7 protein-coding genes, 3 tRNA genes, 1 rRNA gene, 13 pseudogenes and 1 other annotated feature (1 of these 25 cut by a window edge) are annotated in these 20,115 nt (G+C 52.1%); of the genes and pseudogenes, 7 read left to right on the top strand and 17 right to left on the bottom strand.

Translation table 11 applies throughout. The features are described from left to right. Positions 1–544 (top strand) — a sequence feature (23S ribosomal RNA rRNA prediction is too short) (it extends 300 nt beyond the left edge of the window). A 118-nt stretch (positions 545–662) separates the two neighbouring features. From rrf to AACL06_RS06655, 3 genes are all read left to right on the top strand, one after another. Further along, positions 663–779: ribosomal RNA gene (gene rrf / locus AACL06_RS06665) — 5S ribosomal RNA — on the top strand. A gap of 91 nt (positions 780–870) precedes the next feature. Further along, positions 871–947: transfer RNA gene (locus tag AACL06_RS06660), tRNA-Asp, on the top strand. Between the two features lie 53 nt (positions 948–1,000). Next, positions 1,001–1,076: transfer RNA gene (locus tag AACL06_RS06655), tRNA-Trp, on the top strand. A gap of 203 nt (positions 1,077–1,279) precedes the next feature. Here AACL06_RS06655 and AACL06_RS06650 read toward each other — a convergent pair. The 5 genes and pseudogenes from AACL06_RS06650 to AACL06_RS06630 form a co-directional block, all read right to left on the bottom strand. Then, positions 1,280–2,099 (bottom strand): annotated as a pseudogene (locus tag AACL06_RS06650) (IS256 family transposase); the annotation flags it as partial. Positions 2,100–2,270: 171 nt separating this feature from the next. Beyond that, positions 2,271–2,630: pseudogene (locus AACL06_RS06645) on the bottom strand (HTH-type transcriptional regulator HdfR); the annotation flags it as partial. After that, positions 2,627–3,568, bottom strand: a complete 942-nt coding sequence (locus AACL06_RS06640) for a divergent polysaccharide deacetylase family protein (protein WP_339036545.1) — start codon at positions 3,566–3,568, stop codon at positions 2,627–2,629. The gene AACL06_RS06640 and the pseudogene AACL06_RS06645, both read right to left, overlap by 4 nt. 2 nt (positions 3,569–3,570) lie before the next feature. Beyond that, positions 3,571–4,679, bottom strand: a pseudogene (gene envC, locus AACL06_RS06635) (murein hydrolase activator EnvC). 205 nt (positions 4,680–4,884) lie between these two features. Further along, a complete protein-coding gene (locus AACL06_RS06630; RefSeq protein WP_339036544.1) occupies positions 4,885–5,091 on the bottom strand; it encodes a hypothetical protein in 207 nt (68 codons plus the stop codon). 4 nt (positions 5,092–5,095) lie between these two features. Here AACL06_RS06630 and AACL06_RS06625 point away from each other — a divergent pair. Together AACL06_RS06625 and AACL06_RS06620 are read left to right on the top strand one after the other, a co-directional pair. Further along, positions 5,096–5,209: pseudogene (locus AACL06_RS06625) on the top strand (IS5/IS1182 family transposase); the annotation flags it as partial. Next, positions 5,193–5,426: a hypothetical protein gene (locus AACL06_RS06620; protein ID WP_339036543.1), complete on the top strand. Its 234-nt coding sequence runs from the start codon at positions 5,193–5,195 to the stop codon at positions 5,424–5,426. The pseudogene AACL06_RS06625 and the gene AACL06_RS06620, both read left to right, overlap by 17 nt. Positions 5,427–5,742: 316 nt before the next feature. On the opposite strand, the pseudogene AACL06_RS06615 reads toward AACL06_RS06620, so the two are convergent. Beyond that, positions 5,743–6,676, bottom strand: a pseudogene (locus AACL06_RS06615) (tyrosine-type recombinase/integrase); the annotation flags it as partial. A gap of 168 nt (positions 6,677–6,844) precedes the next feature. After that, positions 6,845–6,939 (bottom strand) — tRNA-Sec (locus AACL06_RS06610). 293 nt (positions 6,940–7,232) lie between these two features. Here AACL06_RS06610 and AACL06_RS06605 point away from each other — a divergent pair. Then, positions 7,233–8,441 carry an MFS transporter gene (locus AACL06_RS06605; RefSeq protein ID WP_339036542.1) on the top strand — a complete coding sequence of 403 codons (1,209 nt, stop codon included), beginning with the start codon at positions 7,233–7,235 and terminating at the stop codon, positions 8,439–8,441. A 44-nt stretch (positions 8,442–8,485) separates the two neighbouring features. Here AACL06_RS06605 and selB read toward each other — a convergent pair. The 9 genes and pseudogenes from selB to fdnG all read right to left on the bottom strand — a co-directional run. After that, positions 8,486–10,329: pseudogene (gene selB / locus AACL06_RS06600) on the bottom strand (selenocysteine-specific translation elongation factor). Beyond that, positions 10,326–11,704 (bottom strand): annotated as a pseudogene (gene selA, locus AACL06_RS06595) (L-seryl-tRNA(Sec) selenium transferase). Before selA ends, selB begins: the two co-directional pseudogenes overlap by 4 nt. Positions 11,705–11,828: 124 nt before the next feature. Then, positions 11,829–12,032, bottom strand: a pseudogene (locus AACL06_RS06590) (L-seryl-tRNA(Sec) selenium transferase); the annotation flags it as partial. 214 nt (positions 12,033–12,246) lie between these two features. Then, positions 12,247–13,136, bottom strand: a pseudogene (gene fdhE, locus AACL06_RS06585) (formate dehydrogenase accessory protein FdhE). 26 nt (positions 13,137–13,162) lie between these two features. Further along, positions 13,163–13,642 (bottom strand): annotated as a pseudogene (locus AACL06_RS06580) (formate dehydrogenase cytochrome b556 subunit). A gap of 74 nt (positions 13,643–13,716) precedes the next feature. After that, a pseudogene (gene fdxH, locus AACL06_RS06575) lies at positions 13,717–14,621 on the bottom strand (formate dehydrogenase subunit beta). Between the two features lie 12 nt (positions 14,622–14,633). Further along, positions 14,634–15,932: pseudogene (locus AACL06_RS06570) on the bottom strand (molybdopterin dinucleotide binding domain-containing protein); the annotation flags it as partial. After that, a complete protein-coding gene (locus tag AACL06_RS06565) occupies positions 15,919–16,056 on the bottom strand; it encodes a hypothetical protein (RefSeq protein WP_339036541.1) in 138 nt (45 codons plus the stop codon). The gene AACL06_RS06565 and the pseudogene AACL06_RS06570, both read right to left, overlap by 14 nt. Before the next feature lie 13 nt (positions 16,057–16,069). Continuing rightward, positions 16,070–17,831: pseudogene (gene fdnG, locus AACL06_RS06560) on the bottom strand (formate dehydrogenase-N subunit alpha); the annotation flags it as partial. A 399-nt stretch (positions 17,832–18,230) separates the two neighbouring features. On the opposite strand from fdnG, the gene sodA reads away from it, so the two are divergent. Then, entirely contained in the window at positions 18,231–18,851 is a 621-nt protein-coding gene (gene sodA, locus AACL06_RS06555) for a superoxide dismutase [Mn] (protein ID WP_339038326.1), read from the top strand. 399 nt (positions 18,852–19,250) lie between these two features. Here the strand turns inward: sodA and cysE are convergent, their stop codons facing one another. After that, entirely contained in the window at positions 19,251–20,075 is an 825-nt protein-coding gene (gene cysE, locus AACL06_RS06550) for a serine O-acetyltransferase (protein ID WP_339038324.1), read from the bottom strand. Between the last annotated feature and the right edge of the window lie 40 nt (positions 20,076–20,115).

The raw sequence follows: 20,115 nt of genomic DNA, 5'->3' as shown, positions 1-20,115 counted from the left end.
TGCGAGAGTGACGGCTCGAGCAGGTACGAAAGTAGGTCTTAGTGATCCGGTGGTTCTGAATGGAAGGGCCATCGCTCAACGGATAAAAGGTACTCCGGGGATAACAGGGTGATACCGCCCAAGAGTTCATATCGACGGCGGTGTTTGGCACCTCGATGTCGGCTCATCACATCCTGGGGCTGAAGTAGGTCCCAAGGGTATGGCTGTTCGCCATTTAAAGTGGTACGCGAGCTGGGTTTAGAACGTCGTGAGACAGTTCGGTCCCTATCTGCCGTGGGCGTTGGAAGATTGAGAGGGTTTGCTCCTAGTACGAGAGGACCGGAGTGAACGCACCGCTGGTGTTCGGGTTGTTATGCCAATGGCATTGCCCGGTAGCTAAGTGCGGAACAGATAAGCGCTGAAAGCATCTAAGCGCGAAACTGGCCTCGAGATGAGTCTTCCCTGGGTCTGAGAGGTCCCTGAAGGCACGTTTAAGACGAAGACGTGGATAGGCTGGGTGTGTAAGAGCAGCGATGCTTTGAGCTAACCAGTACTAATGAGCCGTGAGGCTTAACCTTACAACACCGAAGGTGTGTTAGAGGCAGGGGTAGGTTATTTTCAGCAAGTTCCGAGATTGGTTCTGGTGGTTACGTCAGTAACGGCCGAGAATAAAACAGACTTTGCCTGGCGGCGATAGCGCGGTGGCCCCACCTGAATACCATGCCGAACTCAGCAGTGAAACGCCGTAGCGCCGATGGTAGTGTGGGGCCTCCCCATGTGAGAGTAGGACACTGCCAGGCATCAAATTAAACGTTATCAGTATGACCGCTGATAATACGCAAAATAGGCCAAGTCGATTTTGCTAGCATGATGCAACGTAGAAGAACTGGTGGAGCGGTAGTTCAGTTGGCTAGAATACCTGCCTGTCACGCAGGGGGTCGCGGGTTCGAGCCCCGTCCGTTCCGCCACCTAATTGAATTAGGTCTGCCAACTTTAGCAGGCGCAGTATTAGACGTAATTTAGGGGCGTAGCTCAGTTGGTAGAGCACCGGTCTCCAAAACCGGGTGTCGCGAGTTCGAGTCTCTCCGCCCCTGCCATATTAAATAGCCCTCTGCTAAAGCGAAAGGCGCACGACAAGTGCGCCGGGTATGGCGTGTTGCGCGTTAGCACAACTGGGCTGGCTGTGGTGACCGAAGCGGTGACACGGTGATATGGAGGTGAATGTTCTCTACACACCCGTTAGCCGAACAGCAAGAGTATCCTCCAACTCATCCAGCACAGTTTCCGCTGCCTCTTTTTATACCTTAGGGTAAACCGCTTTTAAATCAGCCATAAACGCCTTGTGGTGCTTTGAGGCAACATATTTAATTGAGTTGCGGATCCGGTGGATGACTAACAACGGGACTTCTGTATTGGGTAAATGCTGTTTATCGCTGCTGGGAACCCCATCAGGCCATCAAAGCAGGCAATCAGAATATCGTTCACGCCACGATTTTGTAGATCGGTCAATACCGACAGCCAGAATTTAGCATCCTCATTGTCAGACAGATAGAGGCTCAGGCTCTCTTTTTTTACCATATAGCTAGATCCAGCGCAAAAACGGGGTAAACTGCCTTGCTTTGATAGCGCCCATCTTCACGAATTTTATAGTGGATCGTATCCAGCCAGCAAGGGGATACACCGTTTCTAGTGGGCGTTGCTACCTAGGAATAACTTTATCGGTGACGGCGCTGAGGGTGGCACTGGAGACACTGAATGCTTATAAATCTTCGATTTCCTGGCTGATGTCTTTATATAGCTCATACCCAGCGCGAACATACCGATGTTCTTACGTTGGATTTTATCGGACAGCGTGGTCTGATGTTTTTTTACGAGATGAGGTTAAAAAGAACCATTATGGTCGCGTAGAGTGGCCAGCTCAAAAGCGCCGGTTGGCGTTTTGACCGTTTTCTTGGCGAACCTTGGCTTCAACGTCCCAAGCCAGATGAGAGTCGAGTTCAGCAGCCAGTGCACTTCGGTTAACTGCCTGATCAGCGTGGTTAAGATGCCTTTTTACCCGCTAGAACCTGACCATCCTGAAGTGCTTTCAGAGCTTTATCAACATCGAAGGGGTGGAACATACATCATTACTTTTTATCGGTATTTTACTGGAATGACACAGAATTTCTAACACTCCCTCCTACTCGATTTCTGTTATTACTCTAACAATCCCAAGATCAAGGCACTGCTCTGCTTTACCAGCTTAATGAGCAGTTTATGCCGCCACCAGTGTCTGAAGCGTTTATAGCGCCTCATTCTGCGGTATTTAAGGGTATTTTCAGCAGTTGCCGGATCAATGTCTGCTGGTCACTGTTCTGTAGACAGACAGCATAGGTGGTTTCGAGTAACTGTCGGGTTAGGTGCGCGGAAGTCGCTGTGAGTATTAGAACGTTATAGCCTGCCTGATAGCCTGCCTGCATCCTGCTTTCCTCTTTGTGAAAGTTGGCACCCCATTCCAGTTTGATATACGGCATCAGTGCCTGTTTTTCGCAGCGGCTGGCCGAAAATAGGCGCAGCAAGAAATTGCCCAATAGTTGGCTGGTCAACTCACCCATCTTGGGTGGCTCTGTGGTGATAAGTAAATTAAGCTGTCTTTTATGTAGCTGTTTTACGCTTTGGGTTCATACTGCCCCGTATTTGTCCAACGATGCCACAGGCGTTTGATAAATTCTTCGTGTGGCGAAGCCGCCAAGCTGTCACCGATTACGCCCAATATAGTAGCCACCCTAACTTTTTCCTTCGGCAGTTTGACCTTGCACTGCTTGACACTACCGGTGAACTCGTCCTTCTGCGCCTTGACTAGCAGTGGAACGTAGCTGCTACCCTGCGGTTCGTTCAGCAGTGAGCTTGGCTTGACCAGCACGATGTTGGCTGGCAACACGGGGAGCATCTGCTGTAGCACTTTCACCGTTGCCGGGCGTGGGTGGCCGATGGCGATGGCGGAACCGTTGCGACGCGCCAGCGCGACCGCACGGTTGAACTGGTGGCGGATATCGGCCTCCTTGGCGGTATCGTCGAGAAACACCTTGCGTTTGATCACCTTCACGCCGGTGCCTATAGCGGCACTAGTAGCCTGGCTGTTTCTAATAGTCAGGCTGTCGAGGAAATAGAGCCGGTAGCTTGTGAGTGCCTGCATGACTTTCTGCATGCCTGGCAGGCTTGAGGTCATGGCACTGCCCATGTGGTTATTCATTCCCACCGCGTAGGGTACATTATTCACCGAATTGCGGATGATGCGTTGGATTTCTTCGCTGCTCATGTCAGGTTGCAGCGTATCCTGTTCAAGCGGCTGCTTGCTGAACGGGGCCATCGGCATGTGGATCAACACTTCACGGTTCTGGCTATGGGCGCGGGTGGCCATCAGGCGTGCATAAGGTGCATTAGGCAGCACGGCGACTGAAACCGCCGCCGACATCTGTAACACCGCGTTTTCCTCGTGTGGGTGATAGCCCACATCATCAATAACGATGGATAGTTTACCAGCTTGTACGGCGTAAACCTGCACCAGGCAGCCAATCAATACGGCAGTATGGATTTTTAAATCGCGCAAATCTATCTTCCCAACCACGGCAGTGGGTTAACCACCTGACCTTGGCGATGAATTTCAAAACAAAGCGAAGGTGTACCTTGGCCACCGCTCGTGCCTACCAGCGCAATTGGCTGACCAGCACGCACCTGCGTGCCGACGTTAACTAGTGCGCTCTGGTTATAGCCATACAGGCTCATGTCGCCTTTCCCGTGCTCGATCACCACCACCAGGCCATAGCCCTGTAGCCAGTCGGCCAGCAACACGCGACCATCAGCGATGGCTTTTATTTCACTGCCTGCTCTTGCTTCGATCACCATACCTTTCCAGCGCAACTCGCCATGTAGTGGTTCGCCAAAGCTCTGCAGGGTAGAAACCCCGTACCGGCCATACCGCCTGACCCGCCGTGCGGCCAAGGCCACCAATACGCGCCATCAGCGAACGATCAGCCCCGCTTGGCTGATAAGGCGTGCCGGTTTTCTTTGCCTGCTGTTCTTTAGCATGCACCTTGGCGGCCCCAGGCGCTTCACGTTCGGCACGGACGATCTTATCGCGCAGGCGGATTTCGTTTTGGCGCAGTTCTACCATCTGCTGTTCGCACAATAGCGTTTTCTGTTGGTTTTGTTTAGCCACCAGAGTAGTTTTTTGCTCCACCAGTTCGTTACGAGTGTTTTTCATTTCTTCAATGGCTTGCTGACGTGCTTCGTTCAAATAGCTGAAGTAGGCCAGAATACGTTCGCTACGTTGACTTTCCTTCACCGCTGAGGATCAATTGATCTGGGCTGTGCTGCCCCTGACGAAAGGCAGCATCGAGCTGTTTGGCGAGTATACTCTGCTGAATGGATTGTTGTTTTTGCCGCTTGGCGATGGAGGCATTCAGGCCGAAAATATCTTCACCCAACTGGTTGAACGCGCCCTGAGTATCACGCATTTTGCGACTGACTTGGGCGATGGTCTTTTCCTGCTGTCTGAGTTTATCCTGCAATGATCTGCGCTGTTGCAACTGCTATTTCACCACCTTTTCTTTTTCGGCGATGCTTTGTTGGATGTCTTTGAGCTGAGATTTACTGTCTCCAGCAACATGGCTGGCGAGCGGCCACAATAAGACGCCAACGCAAAATACGCTAGCGCACATGCTGGTCAATCTCCTTGGCACAGTGCGTTCAGGCAACGGCTGGCTGTCTGCGTTTATGCTTTGGACTACTCTTGATAGTGCAAAAAACGCGATTTCTTTCATATGACTAGGATTATTTCACGATGAATAGCTGCTTACCAGCCATCTCTAACGGGATTTTCTTACCGATTCCACTGCGGCATTCATGGTCATAACCCCACCTTGGTTATATCAAAGTTGCGGCGAGCGGCACGGGCTTTATATTCTGACGATGAGAATTTCTCAGTGTAGCCCGCTGTTTCTGCATCAGCGTTTGCTTATTGGGGCGTTGTTGAATAAATCGAACTTTTGCTTTGCCACGGAATGTCGCTATTTTGACAGAAGGAGAGTGATCTGATCCTCGTGGCGGCCAAAAGTTCGATTTATTCAACAACGCCGGTCACCTGTCGCTCCGAGATTATGATGCGCAAGTTGCAGAGGCTATGGCCATGATCTGTGCATTAAACAAGATGACGCTTGCCGGTATGCCAGAAAGTGTACGCGTTGCCTGAAAGATGCCCATTCAGGCGACTCTTTTATTCCCAATCTGATTTATTCAACAAAGCCTCAAAAAGCTTCAGTAAAACTGATTTTGCCCTGAATTTACTTCTTAAAAAACCGGATGAATGGTCTGTCCCGACATACATTTCTGAAGGATTGAAATGGCTTGAAGCTGAAATAGCCCAACCGGAACTAGAAATTGCAGAAGGTCAGGAAGAGGGGGGTTGAAGATATATCCGTCGATCTGGCTGAAATTGATGGTGAGAGGGTTGCATGACCAGTCGTATTGGTAGCCCTGATACACAGGAAGCTCTTGATGTTCGTGCATGTCTGGATAGCTCGCCGCCATGTTCTTTTGTTATGGTGGCGGGTGCTAGCTCAGAGAAAAGAACATCTCTGATTAAAGCCCTCGCACATTTGGCTGGTACCCATGGCCCTGCTTTACGAAGATCCTGTATTACGTATACTGAAGTAGCTCTTGGTGAGATTGCTGCTGACGTTGGTAACTCACAGTTATTTCATATTTCACCCATTCATGGCTTTATTTGCTGATTGGCTTACGGTGATCGTTTCTCCCAATGAATACCAAGGGATAAGCACCGGTCATTAACTTAAGAGAACCGAATAGATCGACAACTTGCGTTGATAGGGGAACGACGTGTGGTCGCTTTATTTTCATAACTTCTGGCGGTATGTTCCACATCCCTTTATCGAGATCGATATCCTGCCCGCGCGCAAATCTCAGTTCCTGGGTTCTTACTAGCGTCAGCATGATAATTCTGGTAGCCGTTTTGGTAATTATACTACCGGTGTAGACCGCTAGATCAGTGAGAAAATAAGGCAACTCCTGAGCCGTTAGGAAAGGGAAATGTTGTTTCTTAGGTGGGGTGAGCGCCGAGGCCAGATCGGGTGCAGGGTTATAATCAGCCCGTCCGGTAATAATAGCATAATGGAACACTTCACCGCTGCGCTGACGCACTTTACGCATCTTCTCTAACGCACCGCGTTTTTCCATACGTTTCAGCGTTTCCAATAACTCCATCGGTTTGATTTCTGCGATGGGCAGCTTCCCGATAAAGGGGAAAATATCCTTCTCTAAGGTATCAATAATTTCATCACGGTAGCGCAGTGGCCAACGGTCAGCCTTGGATTTATGCTACTTTCTAGCAATCGCTTCGAAGGTATTCTCGATAGAGAGTTTCTGAGCCAACTTCCCGGCTTTCTTTGACTTCCCCAGGATCACCACCTGCAGCGAGTACCCTCTTTGCCTTTACTCTTTCGTCTCGTGCAACCTCCAGCGAAACAATAGGGTAAACGCAAAAGGAGAAGCGCTTTTCTTTACCGTTGATGCGGTATTTCATGCGCCAATAGCGATAGCCATTGGGTGCAACTTCCAGATACAGACCACCGCCATCAGAGAGCTTATAAGGCTTCTCTTTTGGCTTGGCGGTGTCTACTTGTCGTGCTGTTAGCTTCATTGGGGGCATCTCCAGAATAGCATCCATTCCATGCCCCCTATCTATTATGCCCCCAGAATCGTATTGATTCCAGTTGACGTCGGTTGACACCCGTGGATGTTAACGGTCTATTTTTCTAGGCCTTATAAGGGATTTTATTGATTTGAGGAGAGTTCAGAATAGGTCGAATGGCGGAAGATCACAGGAGTCGATCCTGCCTAGGGCCGCTGGCAGCCCCAACCGGATTTGAAGTCCGGCCGTCCCACCGGGGACGAGGAGCTTCCTTTGGAAGCAAAAACAAGAGGCTGATTATAGCGCAGTCCATCTTTAGCACTATGAGGAAAAATGGCGGCAGCCCGTCTACCATAATCATAATGGTGCGATACGAATTCGGCACTGATCAGCGTCAACAACAGCTAAATGACGCTATAAAACGAGATAAGTAGACGGCGCCAAATGCCCACCGTGCCATTGCCAAGGTGGGCATTTGGCGGCAAAATAGCCGCCATAACTCGCTAAGTTTGCGCTTCCTGCCCTGGCAGCTCCTTTTTTATTTTTTACTATCAGTACAATAAATATGAAAACGACATTACCACCTGCGGCACGTTTGGGCCGACAGGCGCTTTTATTCCCACTTTCTCTGGTGCTGTTTGAATTCGCCGTCTATATAGGCAACGATATGATCCAGCTAGGTATGCTGGCAGTGATAGCGAATTTCAACGTCGGCGAAGAATGGGTGCCGACATCAATGACCGCCTATCTAGCCGGTGGTATCTTTTTGCAGTGGCTACTCGGCCCGCTGTCAGATCGCCGTGGCCGCCGCCCGGTGATGCTGGCCGGAGTAGCTTTCTTTATTGTTTCTTGCCTGGCCATCCTGTTAGTGACTAACATTGAGCAGTTTATCTTTATGCGCTTCCTACAGGGCATTGGTCTGTGCTTTATCGGCGCGGTTGGCTACGCCACCATTCAGGAATCCTTCGAAGAAGCAGTTTGCATCAAAATCACTGCGCTGATGGCCAATGTGGCGCTGATCGCCCCATTGCTTGGGCCATCGGCTGGGGCGGCACTGCTCCATGTCGCCCCGTGGCAAAGTATGTTCGTGCTGTTTGCGGCGCTGGCGGCCATCGCCTTCTATGGCCTGTGGAAAGCGATGCCGGAAACCGTCACGTTGCAGGGCGAGAAGTTCTCCGCCGCTAACCTGTGGCGTGAATACCGCCAAGTATTGAGTAACCGTAGGTTTGTCTACGGTGCATTGGCGATAGGTTTCGCCAGCTTGCCGCTACTGGCCTGGATTGCCCAATCGCCGGTGATCCTGATCAGCGGTGAATCGCTGTCAACGCTGGATTACGGCCTGCTGCAAATTCCGGTGTTTGGTGCGCTGATCCTCGGTAACCTGACGTTGGCATACAGGACGGGTAAAAACAGCGTAGAGCATCTGATCAAGCAGGGGGCAAGCCCAATGATATTGGGGTTATTGATCGCCGCGCTGGCGACCCTGTTCTCCAGCCACGCCTACCTGTCGATGACCGTCGGGCTGAGCCTGTACGCCTTTGGCATCGGGCTGGCTAATGCCGGTCTGTATCGCCTGACGCTGTTCGCCAGCAACGTTAGCAAGGGCACCGTATCCGCCACGATGGGTATTCTGAGCATGCTGGTGTTTACCATCGGCATCGAACTGGCCAAGGTCGCCTACGTGTGGGGCGGCAGCGGGTTGTTTAATCTGTTCAATCTAATCAGCGGTCTATGCTGGCTGGCATTGGTGGTATTGTTCCTTCCCAAGCGCTGATGGCACTGGCACAGGGTTAAATGCACCTCTTGCCCAATAGGCACTTATTTGCTAAACAGCCTATGATCGCGCAACAGATGTGGTTACCCTTGCGGCGGGTAAAACCGCTGTGGTCAAAAAATTCCAGCACCTGAATCGCTAACTTGCGTCCAATGCCGAGCCGATCGCGGAAGTCAACGGTATTGACGCTGTCCTGTGTCACGTTAAGTTCGCGGATCAACGCAGCGAACTGTTCGATGCGGCGGCTGAGGGAGTAACGATCCACCACTACTGCCGTGACGTGGCCCAGTAGGGCTGCCTTGCGCAACAGTGTCCGCACACGCACTTCATCCTCGCCCAGCTCAGCGGCCATATCGCGCACCAACCAAGCTTCGCCGCCAAACAGCGGTACTATGCGCTCACAGAAGGCCATCTCTTCAGTGCTGAAAGCAGTGTGTGCTCGTGCAAATGCAGCCAGCCACGTGTATGGCTGATTGTCCCAGTATGCAGCAAGTTATCGATCATCTTAAATCCAGCGTTTCATCCAGTGCTGGCAGTGCCATACGCCGTAGGCGGGCGCGCTCCAGACTAAGCTGATCAGCATCCTGCTGATGGTAATCTGCCAATATCTGCAATAGGCGGCTTTCGGCCTGCTACACTTTGTCGATCGCCAGTGCGCTGCCACCAGCGATCAGAAGTTTATGCTGCGCCAGCAGGTTTGCCAACCCGCTATCGGTCAGTTGGCGCGCCCAATAGAACGCCGCTAACTGCAATGCCCCCTGGGGCAGTAACATTGCCAATACCTGCCGATCATCACTGGCCTGCGCTTGCGCCGCCAGCCGAACCAGAAAGTCCGGTGAGCGTTTGCCGCATTTTGGTGCGCTCAAGCTCAGTACCTGGGCTGCGCCTAAGGTTTGTCATGCGCCTATATCATGCAACACCAGCTGGTCATTTTCCACCAGCCACAGCGGCCGATCGAGGATCAATGCAGCCAGGTTGTCCTTCAATAGCGAAATCCGCCCGGTGATATGGCTGGCGGCGTGGTGTAAATGTAGCGGTTGCCTATGGTGGATCGGTAGATCGGCATCCAGTGCCACCAGTATGCGTTCTGCGGCCGCTAATGGCTGATGTGATAGCAGCCCAGTCACCACGGGCAATCTGTTCTTTACTGACATCACCACTGATGTTCAGTGCTATGCATTGCCCAGCTTGCGCCTGTTTAACGGGGGCTGGTTTTGGGAATGCAGGCCCCGCACCCGCACCGGGGTTTTCCACACCAGTTAGCCACAATGTCTCTCCTACCGTTACTCGGCCACGAAGAGCGCGGTGCCAGTTACCACCAGACCCGCCCCCCTTCATGCTGAAGGCGCGATCCACGGCCAGACGGAACCGACGTGTCAACCGATGATCGCCAGGCAAAAGCGTTTGCAGATGCTCGCACAGCGCCTTAATTCCCGTTCCTTGTACAGCAGCGGTAACAAACAGCGGCGCAGGGTGCCACCCCTGTCGGGCCAGCTCTTATTGCACGTTGGCACACTACGTCAATTCGCGCGCCATTCACTCGGTCAGCTTTGGTCAACGCCACCGTCAGTGCAAGCCATCCACTCAGCCGCAAGATCGCCAAATGTTCGCGGGTTTGCGCCATCACACCATCATCACAGGCCACCACCAGCAAAGCATGGTCGATACCGCCAACACCGGCCAGCATGTTGGCGAGAAACTTTTCGTGGCCTGGTACGTAAATAAACCCCAGCACTCGGCCATCAGGTTGTGGCCAGTAGGCATAACCTAGATCAATGGTCATGCCGCGCCGTTTTTCTTCCGGCAGGCGATCCGCGTTGATTCCGGAGATCGCCTGCAAAAAGGTGGTCTTTCCATGATCGACATGGCCGGCGGTGGCGATGATCATGCGCACAGCGCCTTAATCAGCGCGCTTTCTTGTTCCAGGCAGCGTAGATCCAGCCACAGTCTCCCGTCGCTGATACGGCCAATCACCGGCTGTGGCAGGCCGCGCCAGCGTTCTGCTAACGCTTACAGCGCCGCCACGCGCCTGTAGATCGGAGTAAAAGTCAGCGCGTAGCTGGGCAGACGATCGATCGGCCGCGACCCATTGCCAATTTGTGACAAGCAGGGTTCGGCACGCAACTGAAAATCTTTAATAAACTGTGGTGCCAGCGCCGGTAGCACGCGCTCGGCCGCTTGCTGTATCGCCCATTGCGGACGGGTCAGCAAGCGCAACGTCGGTAGCTGTTCCGCCAACAATTCAGGCTGCTGATAAAGCCGTAGCGTGGCTTCCAGTGCCGCCAGAGTTATTTTGCCAACGTGCAATGCACGCTTGAGCGGATGCTGCTGAGCGCCTTTTTACCGACGATGATGCCAGCCTGCCTGCCTCCCACTAGCTTGTCGCCGGAAAAAGTCACCAGATCGACCCCAGCAGCCAGTAGCCGCTGCGGCATCGGCTCAGATGGTAGACCGTATTGTGCCATGTCGATTAGCGATCAACTGCCCAGATCAGTGGACGTCGGGATGCCCCGTTCAGCCCCAAGCAGCGCCAGTTCCGCCTCATTGACCGCCGCAGTAAAACCCTGAATGCTGTAATTGCTGGTATGCACCTTCATCAGCAGCGCAGTCTGCTCGCCCATGGCGTTGTGATAGTCTTTCAGGTGGGTGCGATTGGTCGTGCCGACCTCTACCAGTTGGCAGCCCGCCTGACGCATTACGTCGGAAATACGGAACGCGCCGCCGATCTCCACCAATTCGCCACGCGACACCACGACCTATTTGCCGGGCGCTATCGCCGCCAGCATCAGCAGTACCACCGCCGCATTGTTATTGACGATGCAGGCGTCTTCGGATCCAGTGAGTTGACAGAGAAAGTCCGCTATCGCCTGATCGCGGTGGCCAGGCCCGGTACCGTCCAGGTCGTACTCCAGCGTCACCGCGGTGCCCATGGCACTAGTCGCTGCCACCATCGCCGGTTGCCCCAGCAAGGCGCGGCCAAGGTTGGTGTGCAGCACAGAGCCACTAAGGTTGAATACCGGTTGCAACGCCGAACGCTGCTGCCTGGCCAGTAAGTTTTTCAAGGCTTGAGGCCAGTCGCCGCACCATTCTGTCAACCGTTGGTACCGTTTAATCGCCTCACGCGCCTACGCCTGTAACTGGCGCAGCAGTTTTCCAACCAACGTCTGCTCGTATTGTACCAACAGCGATTCAATGGCGGGTTCACGCAGCAGACGATCAATAGCGGGTAACTGGCTGTAAAGCATGTGGGGTTCAATGCTCATGGTCGCTCGGTTTTCAGTTTAGGGCGATCGGCGTAACACTGCCTCCACGGTAGCGGAGAAGCAGGAAACAAGCTCGGCATTGCCGTTGTTACCAGAAGCCAGTACGGCATTTGCCCATTTCCTTCAAGGCTTGAGGCCAGTCGCCGCACCATTCTGTCAACCGTTGGTACCGTTTAATCGCCTCACGCGCCTACGCCTGTAACTGGCGCAGCAGTTTTCCAACCAACGTCTGCTCGTATTGTACCAACAGCGATTCAATGGCGGGTTCACGCAGCAGACGATCAATAGCGGGTAACTGGCTGTAAAGCATGTGGGGTTCAATGCTCATGGTCGCTCGGTTTTCAGTTTAGGGCGATCGGCGTAACACTGCCTCCACGGTAGCGGAGAAGCAGGAAACAAGCTCGGCATTGCCGTTGTTACCAGAAGCCAGTACGGCATTTGCCCATTTCCTTATGTTAAGCGCATCATGGCGTAAACGTAGCAACTCGTCCGTGTGAACACCAGTAGCCCAATCTGAAATTGATCACCCTCAGAACCCACGATTATTCCGCTGGGAACAGGAATGGATTGATGCTGCTGCGGCTACAGCCTTCTTCTTCCATTCTGGCGTCCAGTAACAGCGATGCCAGATCGTCGGCCACGGCTTCCACCTAAGGATCTTTTTCCTGATACAAAATTTTTAGGTAGGTGCCGCAGTCGCCGCAACTTTCCGCTTTCACCGCCGCCTGGTCGCTGGACAGCGACCAGTAGTTAAGATCGCGAGTCTGCTCGCAGTTGCTACACTTCACTCGCACTAGGTGCCACTCGCTCTCGCACAGGTTGCAATGCAGGTAACGTAGGCCATTGATTGTGCCGATATGCACCATACTGGCGACCGGAATGCTGCCACATACCAGGCATAACTGACGGTTTTCGCCATATTCAGCACGCGCCTTGCCGGGGAGCAGGCTGGCCATCTGCGTCCAGTAGAGCGATAGCGCAGACCAGATGAACGGGGCTTTCTCACTGCCAACTCGGCTGAACTCGCCGTTGAGCAAGGTATCGGCCATCAGATCCCACTCATGAACCGAGGCCTTTTCCAGGTTATCCAGCACTGCCAGAATATGCTCTGTCACCTGCGAGCGCAGTTCGGCGATTAATGAGGTGAGCAGTAGGTGCCAATGTTCTCTGCGCGTATAAACGCTCACATCGAGCGGCGGTTTGCCGCTAGTGGCTCCCTGTTCTAGCACTTCGCTCAGATCCTGCGTCAAAGGGTAGTAGTGCAGCGCGTGATGCTGCGCTTCGGCCAGTTGAGCGGCGAAGTTCAGGTATTCGCCCAGGGGGTTGTTGAGCGCCAGTTGGCGCGACGACGGTAAAGGCTTTTCAGATTAGCGAAGAGTAACGGCGGGATGCTCTCCAACGTTGTGGGTTTCTCGCGCTTTGCCTCTATCAGCTATTTGGGAAAGAGACAGATGCTCATCAGGGTGTGTTTTCCTGTTGTTTCTCGCGAACCTTACGATACCAACGTGGATGGTGTAGTTTGGCCCATGCCGCTGGCACCCAGCCTTCGACCATCGCGGTAATGGTGCCTTTTATCCACAGTGCTGCGTAAATGTGCACCATAATCACGATGATCAACCCCACCGCTGCCAGCGAATGCAGCAGCAGTAGACTGATGATCGCCGCCCAGAATACGCATTTCTGACCGAGATTATAGCGCCCGGTATCCTCGACTTCATGATTGTTGATGATCTTGAGGATGTTCTTCGCCCATACCCAATCCTCGCGGTTAAATAGGTTCTCCTTCCAGTAACGGAGAAACATAAGCATGAGGGTGGCGAACATCAACACCTCAACAAAGGGGTGTAGAATGCGCGCCAACTACTGCGTACCGAAGATATTCATCAGCCAGTTAAAGGACGGGAAGAAGAACCCAAGTCCGCTGATGGCGGCAAAAATAAAGCAGAATGCCACAATCCAGTGGTTAATCCGCTCCGGCGTAGTATAACGTTAAATTCGTTGTTCATTCCTCATTATTGTGTTTCCTTATCCTGTGGTGGGTAGTTATCCTCATCGTCAACGCGGTTTGGCCCCACCCCGATATAGTGGAAGACACTGGCTGAGAAAGTGGCAGCAAAGCCGATGGCCGCCAGCGTTTTCAACACGCCTTTACAGAAGGTCACCGCCCGGCTGATCGATGGGTTATCTGGCAAAATATGGTACAACTGTGGTTTATCGGGATGGTGCAACACGTACATCACATGCGTGCTACCCACACCAGCAGGGTCGTACAAGCCGGCGTTCTGGTAGACTAGGGACTAGGGTATTCAGTTCATCCACACGTTCTGCCGCGATGCTTTTCATCGCCTCTTTGGTTCCAAAGTGAATTGTACCGGTGGGGCATGTCTTCACTCAGGCAGGCTACTGGCCGACGTCAACGCGGTCAACGCACAGGGTACATTTGTATACCCGGTTGTCTTCCTTGTTCATGCGTGGCCCGTCAAATGGACAACCAGCAATACAGTAACCACAGCCGATACAGTGCTCTGACTGGAAATCGACAATGCCGTTAACGTACTGGATAATCGCGCCTTCCGATGGGCAAGCTTTCAGGCTGACCGGATCGGCACAGTGCATACAACCATCCTTGCGGATCAGCCACTCTAGCTTGCCATTTTCTTCCACTTCAGAAAAACGCATCACCGTCCATGATTTTGCGATCATATCCATCGGGTTGTCATAAACCCCATTGTTGATCCCCACGTCATCACGGATGTCGTTCCATTCGGAACAGGCCACCTTGACAGGCTTTGCAACCGATACAGGTGATGACATCGATCAGCTTCGCTACTTCTTCCTTGTGGTCGCGTGCACGCGGTGCTGGTGTCAGGCTGTTTGTCACGGAACGACGAATGATATCTTGAGATTGCATGGACATGATTCGTCTCCGTTATACCTTTTCCACATTGACTAGGAACGCCTTATATTCCGGCGTTTGTGAGTTGGCATCACCGACTGATGGCGTCAGGTTATTGGCGGTATAGCCTTTCTTCGCTATCCCAGCAAAACCCCAATGAATTGGGATACGGATAGTGTCAACATCCTGCCCATTCACATTCAGCGTGCAGATACGTTTAGTCACCACTGCGTTGGTCTTGATATAGCCACGGTTGGAGCTGACTTTTACCCAATCCCCTTGTTTGATACCTTTTTGCGCAGCCAACCTTTCCCCTATTTTCACAAACTGCTGCGGCTGTGCAATAGCGTTAAGCCGAGCATGCTTAGTCCAACCGTGGAAATGTTCGGTCAGACGATAGGTGGTGGCGACATAGGGGAATTTTTCCGCCGATCCCAACGCCGCCAAATCATCTTTGAAGATACGTGCCGCAGGGTTGGAGACCACGTTCGGGTGCAACTGGTTGGTGCCAATCGGCGTTTCAAACGGTTCGTAGTGTTCCGTGAACGGCCCTTCCGCCATTTTATCGGTGGCAAACAGACGACCCATCCCTTCCGGCTGCATGATAAACGGCCCAACACCGCTGCCCGGTGCGGTGGCACTGTAATCCGGAATATCGGCACCACTCCATTTTCCCTCATCCCAATCTAACAGTTGGCGTTTTTTATCCCACGGTTTACGCGTCGGATCGGCCAAAGCACGATTATAAAGAATGCGCCGGTTCAGCGGCCAGGCCCAAGCCCACCCCACCGTATTGCCCAAACCAAAAGGATCGGCGTTATCGCGGCGTGCCATCTGGTTACCGGCTGCAGTCCAGCTACCTGCGAAGACCCAGCAACCACTTGCCGTGGTGCCATCGTCACGCAGTTGTGCAAACGAACTAATCTGCTCGCCCTTTTTAACCACCACGTTACCCTCGGCATCACGCAGATCCGCCAACGCCTTGCCGTTGTTTTTCATAGCCACTTCTTCCGGGGCAGGGTTATCTGGCGTCTGGTAGTCCCAGCTCATGTTCAGTACCGGCTCTGGCACCGCTCCGCCATCGTGTACATACATGCTACGTATACGGGTAAAAATACCTGATAGGATCTCCCCATCAGCCAACGCTTCGCCAGGGGCATCCTCACCTTTCCAGTGCCATTGCAACCAGCGACTGGAGTTGACTATCGATCCATTTTCTTCTGCAAAGCAGGACTATGGCAGACCGAACACCTATGCCTGAATTTTTCAGGCATCGACATCGGTGTATTCACCGTGGTTCTGCCAGAAACTAGAGGTATCAGTGTTCAACGGGGCCTTGTTGTAAGTCTTCCAGTTGGTGATTTTGAACTTTTGCTTGGCCACGGAATGTCGCTATTTTGACAGAATGAGAGTGATCTGATCCTCTTGCCGGCCAAAAGTTCGATTTATTCAACAACGCCGTTCAACGGATCAATAATGACCAGGAATTTTAGTTTGGAAAGTTTAGAAAGTGAATCACGTATTTTATTTTTATCCTGGAACGACGTCAGCAGGTTAAAGCCCTGGCAGATATAGCCGTTGACCTTGCCTTGACTCATCATGTCTAAGTACTGCAACACGTCGTAGCTTTTATACCACTTCGGTAGCCAGTCAAAGCCCCAGCCGTTCTCTTTCTGCGCCTTGTCGCCGTAGAAGCTCTTTATCATGCTGACAAAGAATTTTGGGTAGTTGCTCCAGTAGTTAACCTGCCCAGGTAACAGAACCTGTGGCGTATTGGCAGCCAAGTAGCTTTCTAGATCGGTTTGCTGCTCGGAAGGCAAGGTCATGTAGCCCGGCAGATTTTGCGACAGCAGGCCGAGATCCGTCAGCCCCTGAATATTGGAGTGACCACGCAGGGCATTAATACCGCCCCCTGCCATGCCTGTATTACCGAGCAGCAATTGCATCATCGCCATGGTATGGTGCGGATGTTCTGCGCCCCCACCGAGTGGTGAGTCCAGCCCAACGCATTACAGGAACGAGGCCGTCTTATCATCCGCACTGGTTTCAGCGATAAATTCACATACCTGCAAGAAATCGGCCTGTTGTGTACCGCAAATGTTTTCTACTACATCCGGCGTATAGCGGCTGACATGCGCTTTCAGTAGGTTCCATACGCAGCGCGTATCCTGCAACGTGACATCGCGTTTAGCATAGCTATTTTGGTCAAACTGGTAATTCCAGGTGGTTTTATGTTACTTGCGGTTTTCTGCATCGTAGCCGCTAAACAACCCGTCTTCAAAGGTGAAGTCTTCCCGTACCAGCAGGCTGGCATTAGTATAATCCTCAACGTATTCAAGGTTAATCTTGTTGTTGGTCATCAGGTACAGCAATACGCCAGACAGGAAAATGATATCGGTGCCGGAACGGATCGGTGTGTAGAAATCAGCCACTGATGCCGTACGGGTTAAGCGCGGGTCAATAACAATCAGTTTCGCGTTATTGTGAATTTTGGCTTCCATTGCCCAGCGGAAACCCACCGGCTGCGCTTCTGCTGCATTACCACCCATGACGATAATCAAATTCGCTTTCTTCATGTCAACCCAGTGTTTGGTCATCGCACCGCGACCAAATGTTGAAGCAAGACTTGCTACCGTTAGTCCGTGTCAGACGCGCGACTGGTTATCTATGGCCAGCATGCCGAGAGCGCGAATAAATTTTTGCGTTAAAAAACCGGTTTCGTTGCTGGCACCAGAGGCACATTGCATCCCGGTGGACAACCAGCGATTGACAGTAACACCCTGTTCGTTAGCTGCAACAAAATTCGCGTCACGGTCTTCCTTCATCAGCTTGGCGATGTGGGTAAAGGCATTATCCCAACTGATACGCTGCCATTTTCCGAGCCCGCCGCACGGTATTACGGGTACTGGAGGCGGCTTTTACTGTGGATGAAATCAACCAGACCAGCACCTTTCGGGTAGAGCGCACCACGGTTGACTGGGTGATCTGGGTCCCCTTCGATATGGAAAATACTTTTTTTTACATTCTTGGTACCATCACGGAGGCTGTACATTAATAGCCCACAGCCGACGGAGCAGTACGTACAGTTATTACGGGTTTCACGGGCGCGCAGCAGTTTATACTGCCGGGTTTCTGCTAACGCCAATTCTTGGCAAATCCCAGAGCGGCCACCGTCGTTCCTGCCATACCGCCAGCGCAGATCTTAAAGAAATGCCTTTTGCTGACTTGCATGGGGATCTCCTTAACTTTATATTGTCACATTGTTTCATCTGACATTATCCCCCGATAAAGCGGGAAGCGTTAATGCCATTGTTATTATGGTTGTTACAAACTGGGTATACTAAAGTGAACACATACCCCTGAAGTCAACGATAAAGTGAACAGCCTCGTACCAGGGTTCTGCTATTCACCAATACAGTATAGATATTAACCAATAACTTGATACTCCAGCAATGTCAATTGTGCTTTACCTCTTTATATCAGGCAATGACCCTTACCATCTTGGTCATTAATCATAATCTTTATATGGGATTAATCATCATTTTAAATATCATTTAATGAACTATAATAGTCCGACTTCACTCGGTGCTTGCCCTTCGCGCCGCCCATACAACATTGGAGATGATGATTATGAGTTATTCACTGCCATCCCTGCCGTACGCCTACGACGCACTGGAACCGCATTTTGACAAGCAAACGATGGAAATCCATCACAGCAAACACCATCAGGCATACGTTAACAACGCCAACACTGTGCTAGAAGCCTACCCACAACTGGCCAAATACAGAGTTGAAGAATTGATCGAGCATCTGGATAAAGTGCCAGCCGATAAGCGTACCTTCATGCGCAACAATGCCGGAGGCCATGCTAACCACAGCTTTTTATGGAAAAATCTCAAAACTGGCACTACTTTGTCCGGCGATCTGAAAGTCGCCATCGAGCGCGATTTTGGCAGCGTTGAGCAATTCAAAGAAGAGTTCGAGAAAACGGCAGCCACCCGTTTCGGTTCAGGCTGGGCTTGGCTGGTGCTGCAAGGCGACAAACTGGTCGTTGTATCTACCGCCAACCAGGACAGCCCGCTGATGGGTGAAGCCGCAACGGGCACTTCAGGCTTTCCAATCATTGTCCTGGACGTGTGGGAACACGCTTACTACTTGAAATATCAAAATAAACGGCCTGAATACATCAAGGCCTTCTGGAACGTGGTTAACTGGGACGAAGCTGCTGCATGTTTCGCAGCGAAGAAGTAATTCGCGCTCTTCCTTAGAATATGCCCGCCGATGCAAGCATATTTTGCCAAAATACGTTAAAGTCCACCCGGTCGGGAACCGATTTGAACAGCGCTTGCGCTGAGCAGCAGGCTGAACCTCAGGGATGAGGGGCACTAATCCCCAGGCGCTGACACCTTTCAGTGACTGGGGTGAGCGAGAAAAGCTCACGCACAAGCAACTTTAAGTATCACGGGTATATAAGATAGCCGATGATCACTACAGATAATTACTTATCCCGTTAGGCTAGATTATCTGCCATTTTGCCCATAGGCAGGGCTCCTAATCCTCACGTATTCCATGTACGCACCGGTTGTTGCGTGCTACCCGTGTGCAAACTGGCGGCAACAATGTACTACCCCTACTGCGATAGGCTCTAAGTCATGAAATACCATCGCCGTTCTCAAAGCCGCGGTTGGCATCGTTGAAATACTGATCCATATCCATTGAAGGTATCTCGCTTTCTGGTCGGCCGACGATGCGCGCTGGCACGCCAGCGGCAGTGGTATGCGGTGGCACAGCCTGTAGCACCACAGAGCCTGCACCGATTTTTGCACCTTTACCCACTTCGATATTGCCAAGAATTTTAGCTCCGGCGCCGAGCATCACGCCCTCGCGGATTTTAGGGTGGCGATCGCCACTAGTTTTGCCAGTACCGCCCAAGGTTACCGACTGCAAGATGGAAACATCATTTTCCACCACTGCGGTTTCACCGATCACGATACCGGTAGCATGATCAATCATGATGCCACAACCGATGGTAGCCGCTGGATGAATATCGACGTCGAAAGCGACCGAGATCTGATTTTGCATATAGATGGCCAACGCCTGCCGGCCCTGTAACCACAGCCAATGGCCGATGCGGTATGCTTGCAGTGCATGGAAGCCTTTCAGGTACAGCAGTGGCGTAGAGCATTTATCAACTGCCGGGTCACGGAGGCGTACAGCCAGAATATCGCGCGCCGCCGAGGCGATCATCTGCTGATCGGCCAGGTAGGCGTCTTCCACCACTTCACGCACCGCGATGGCAGGCATGATCGAATTAGCCAGCTTATTGGCAAGAATATAGCTGAGTGCATTGCCCAGGTTTTCATGTTTAAGCAATGTCGCATGGAAAAAGCTAGCCAGCATCGGTTCACAGTCAGCCAGCGCTCTCGCTTCTGATTTGATGTTATTCCAGACTTGTTCTAACTCTTCAGGCGATATCACATTCCTCTCTGCCTTACCTAACAGGCCGTCTCACCGT

The organism is Serratia symbiotica (Periphyllus acericola), assembly GCF_964019515.1.
Lineage (GTDB): Bacteria > Pseudomonadota > Gammaproteobacteria > Enterobacterales > Enterobacteriaceae > Serratia > Serratia symbiotica_D.
Note: the sequence above shows the minus strand (reverse complement) of the source record. Positions and strands in the feature narration are given on the sequence as shown.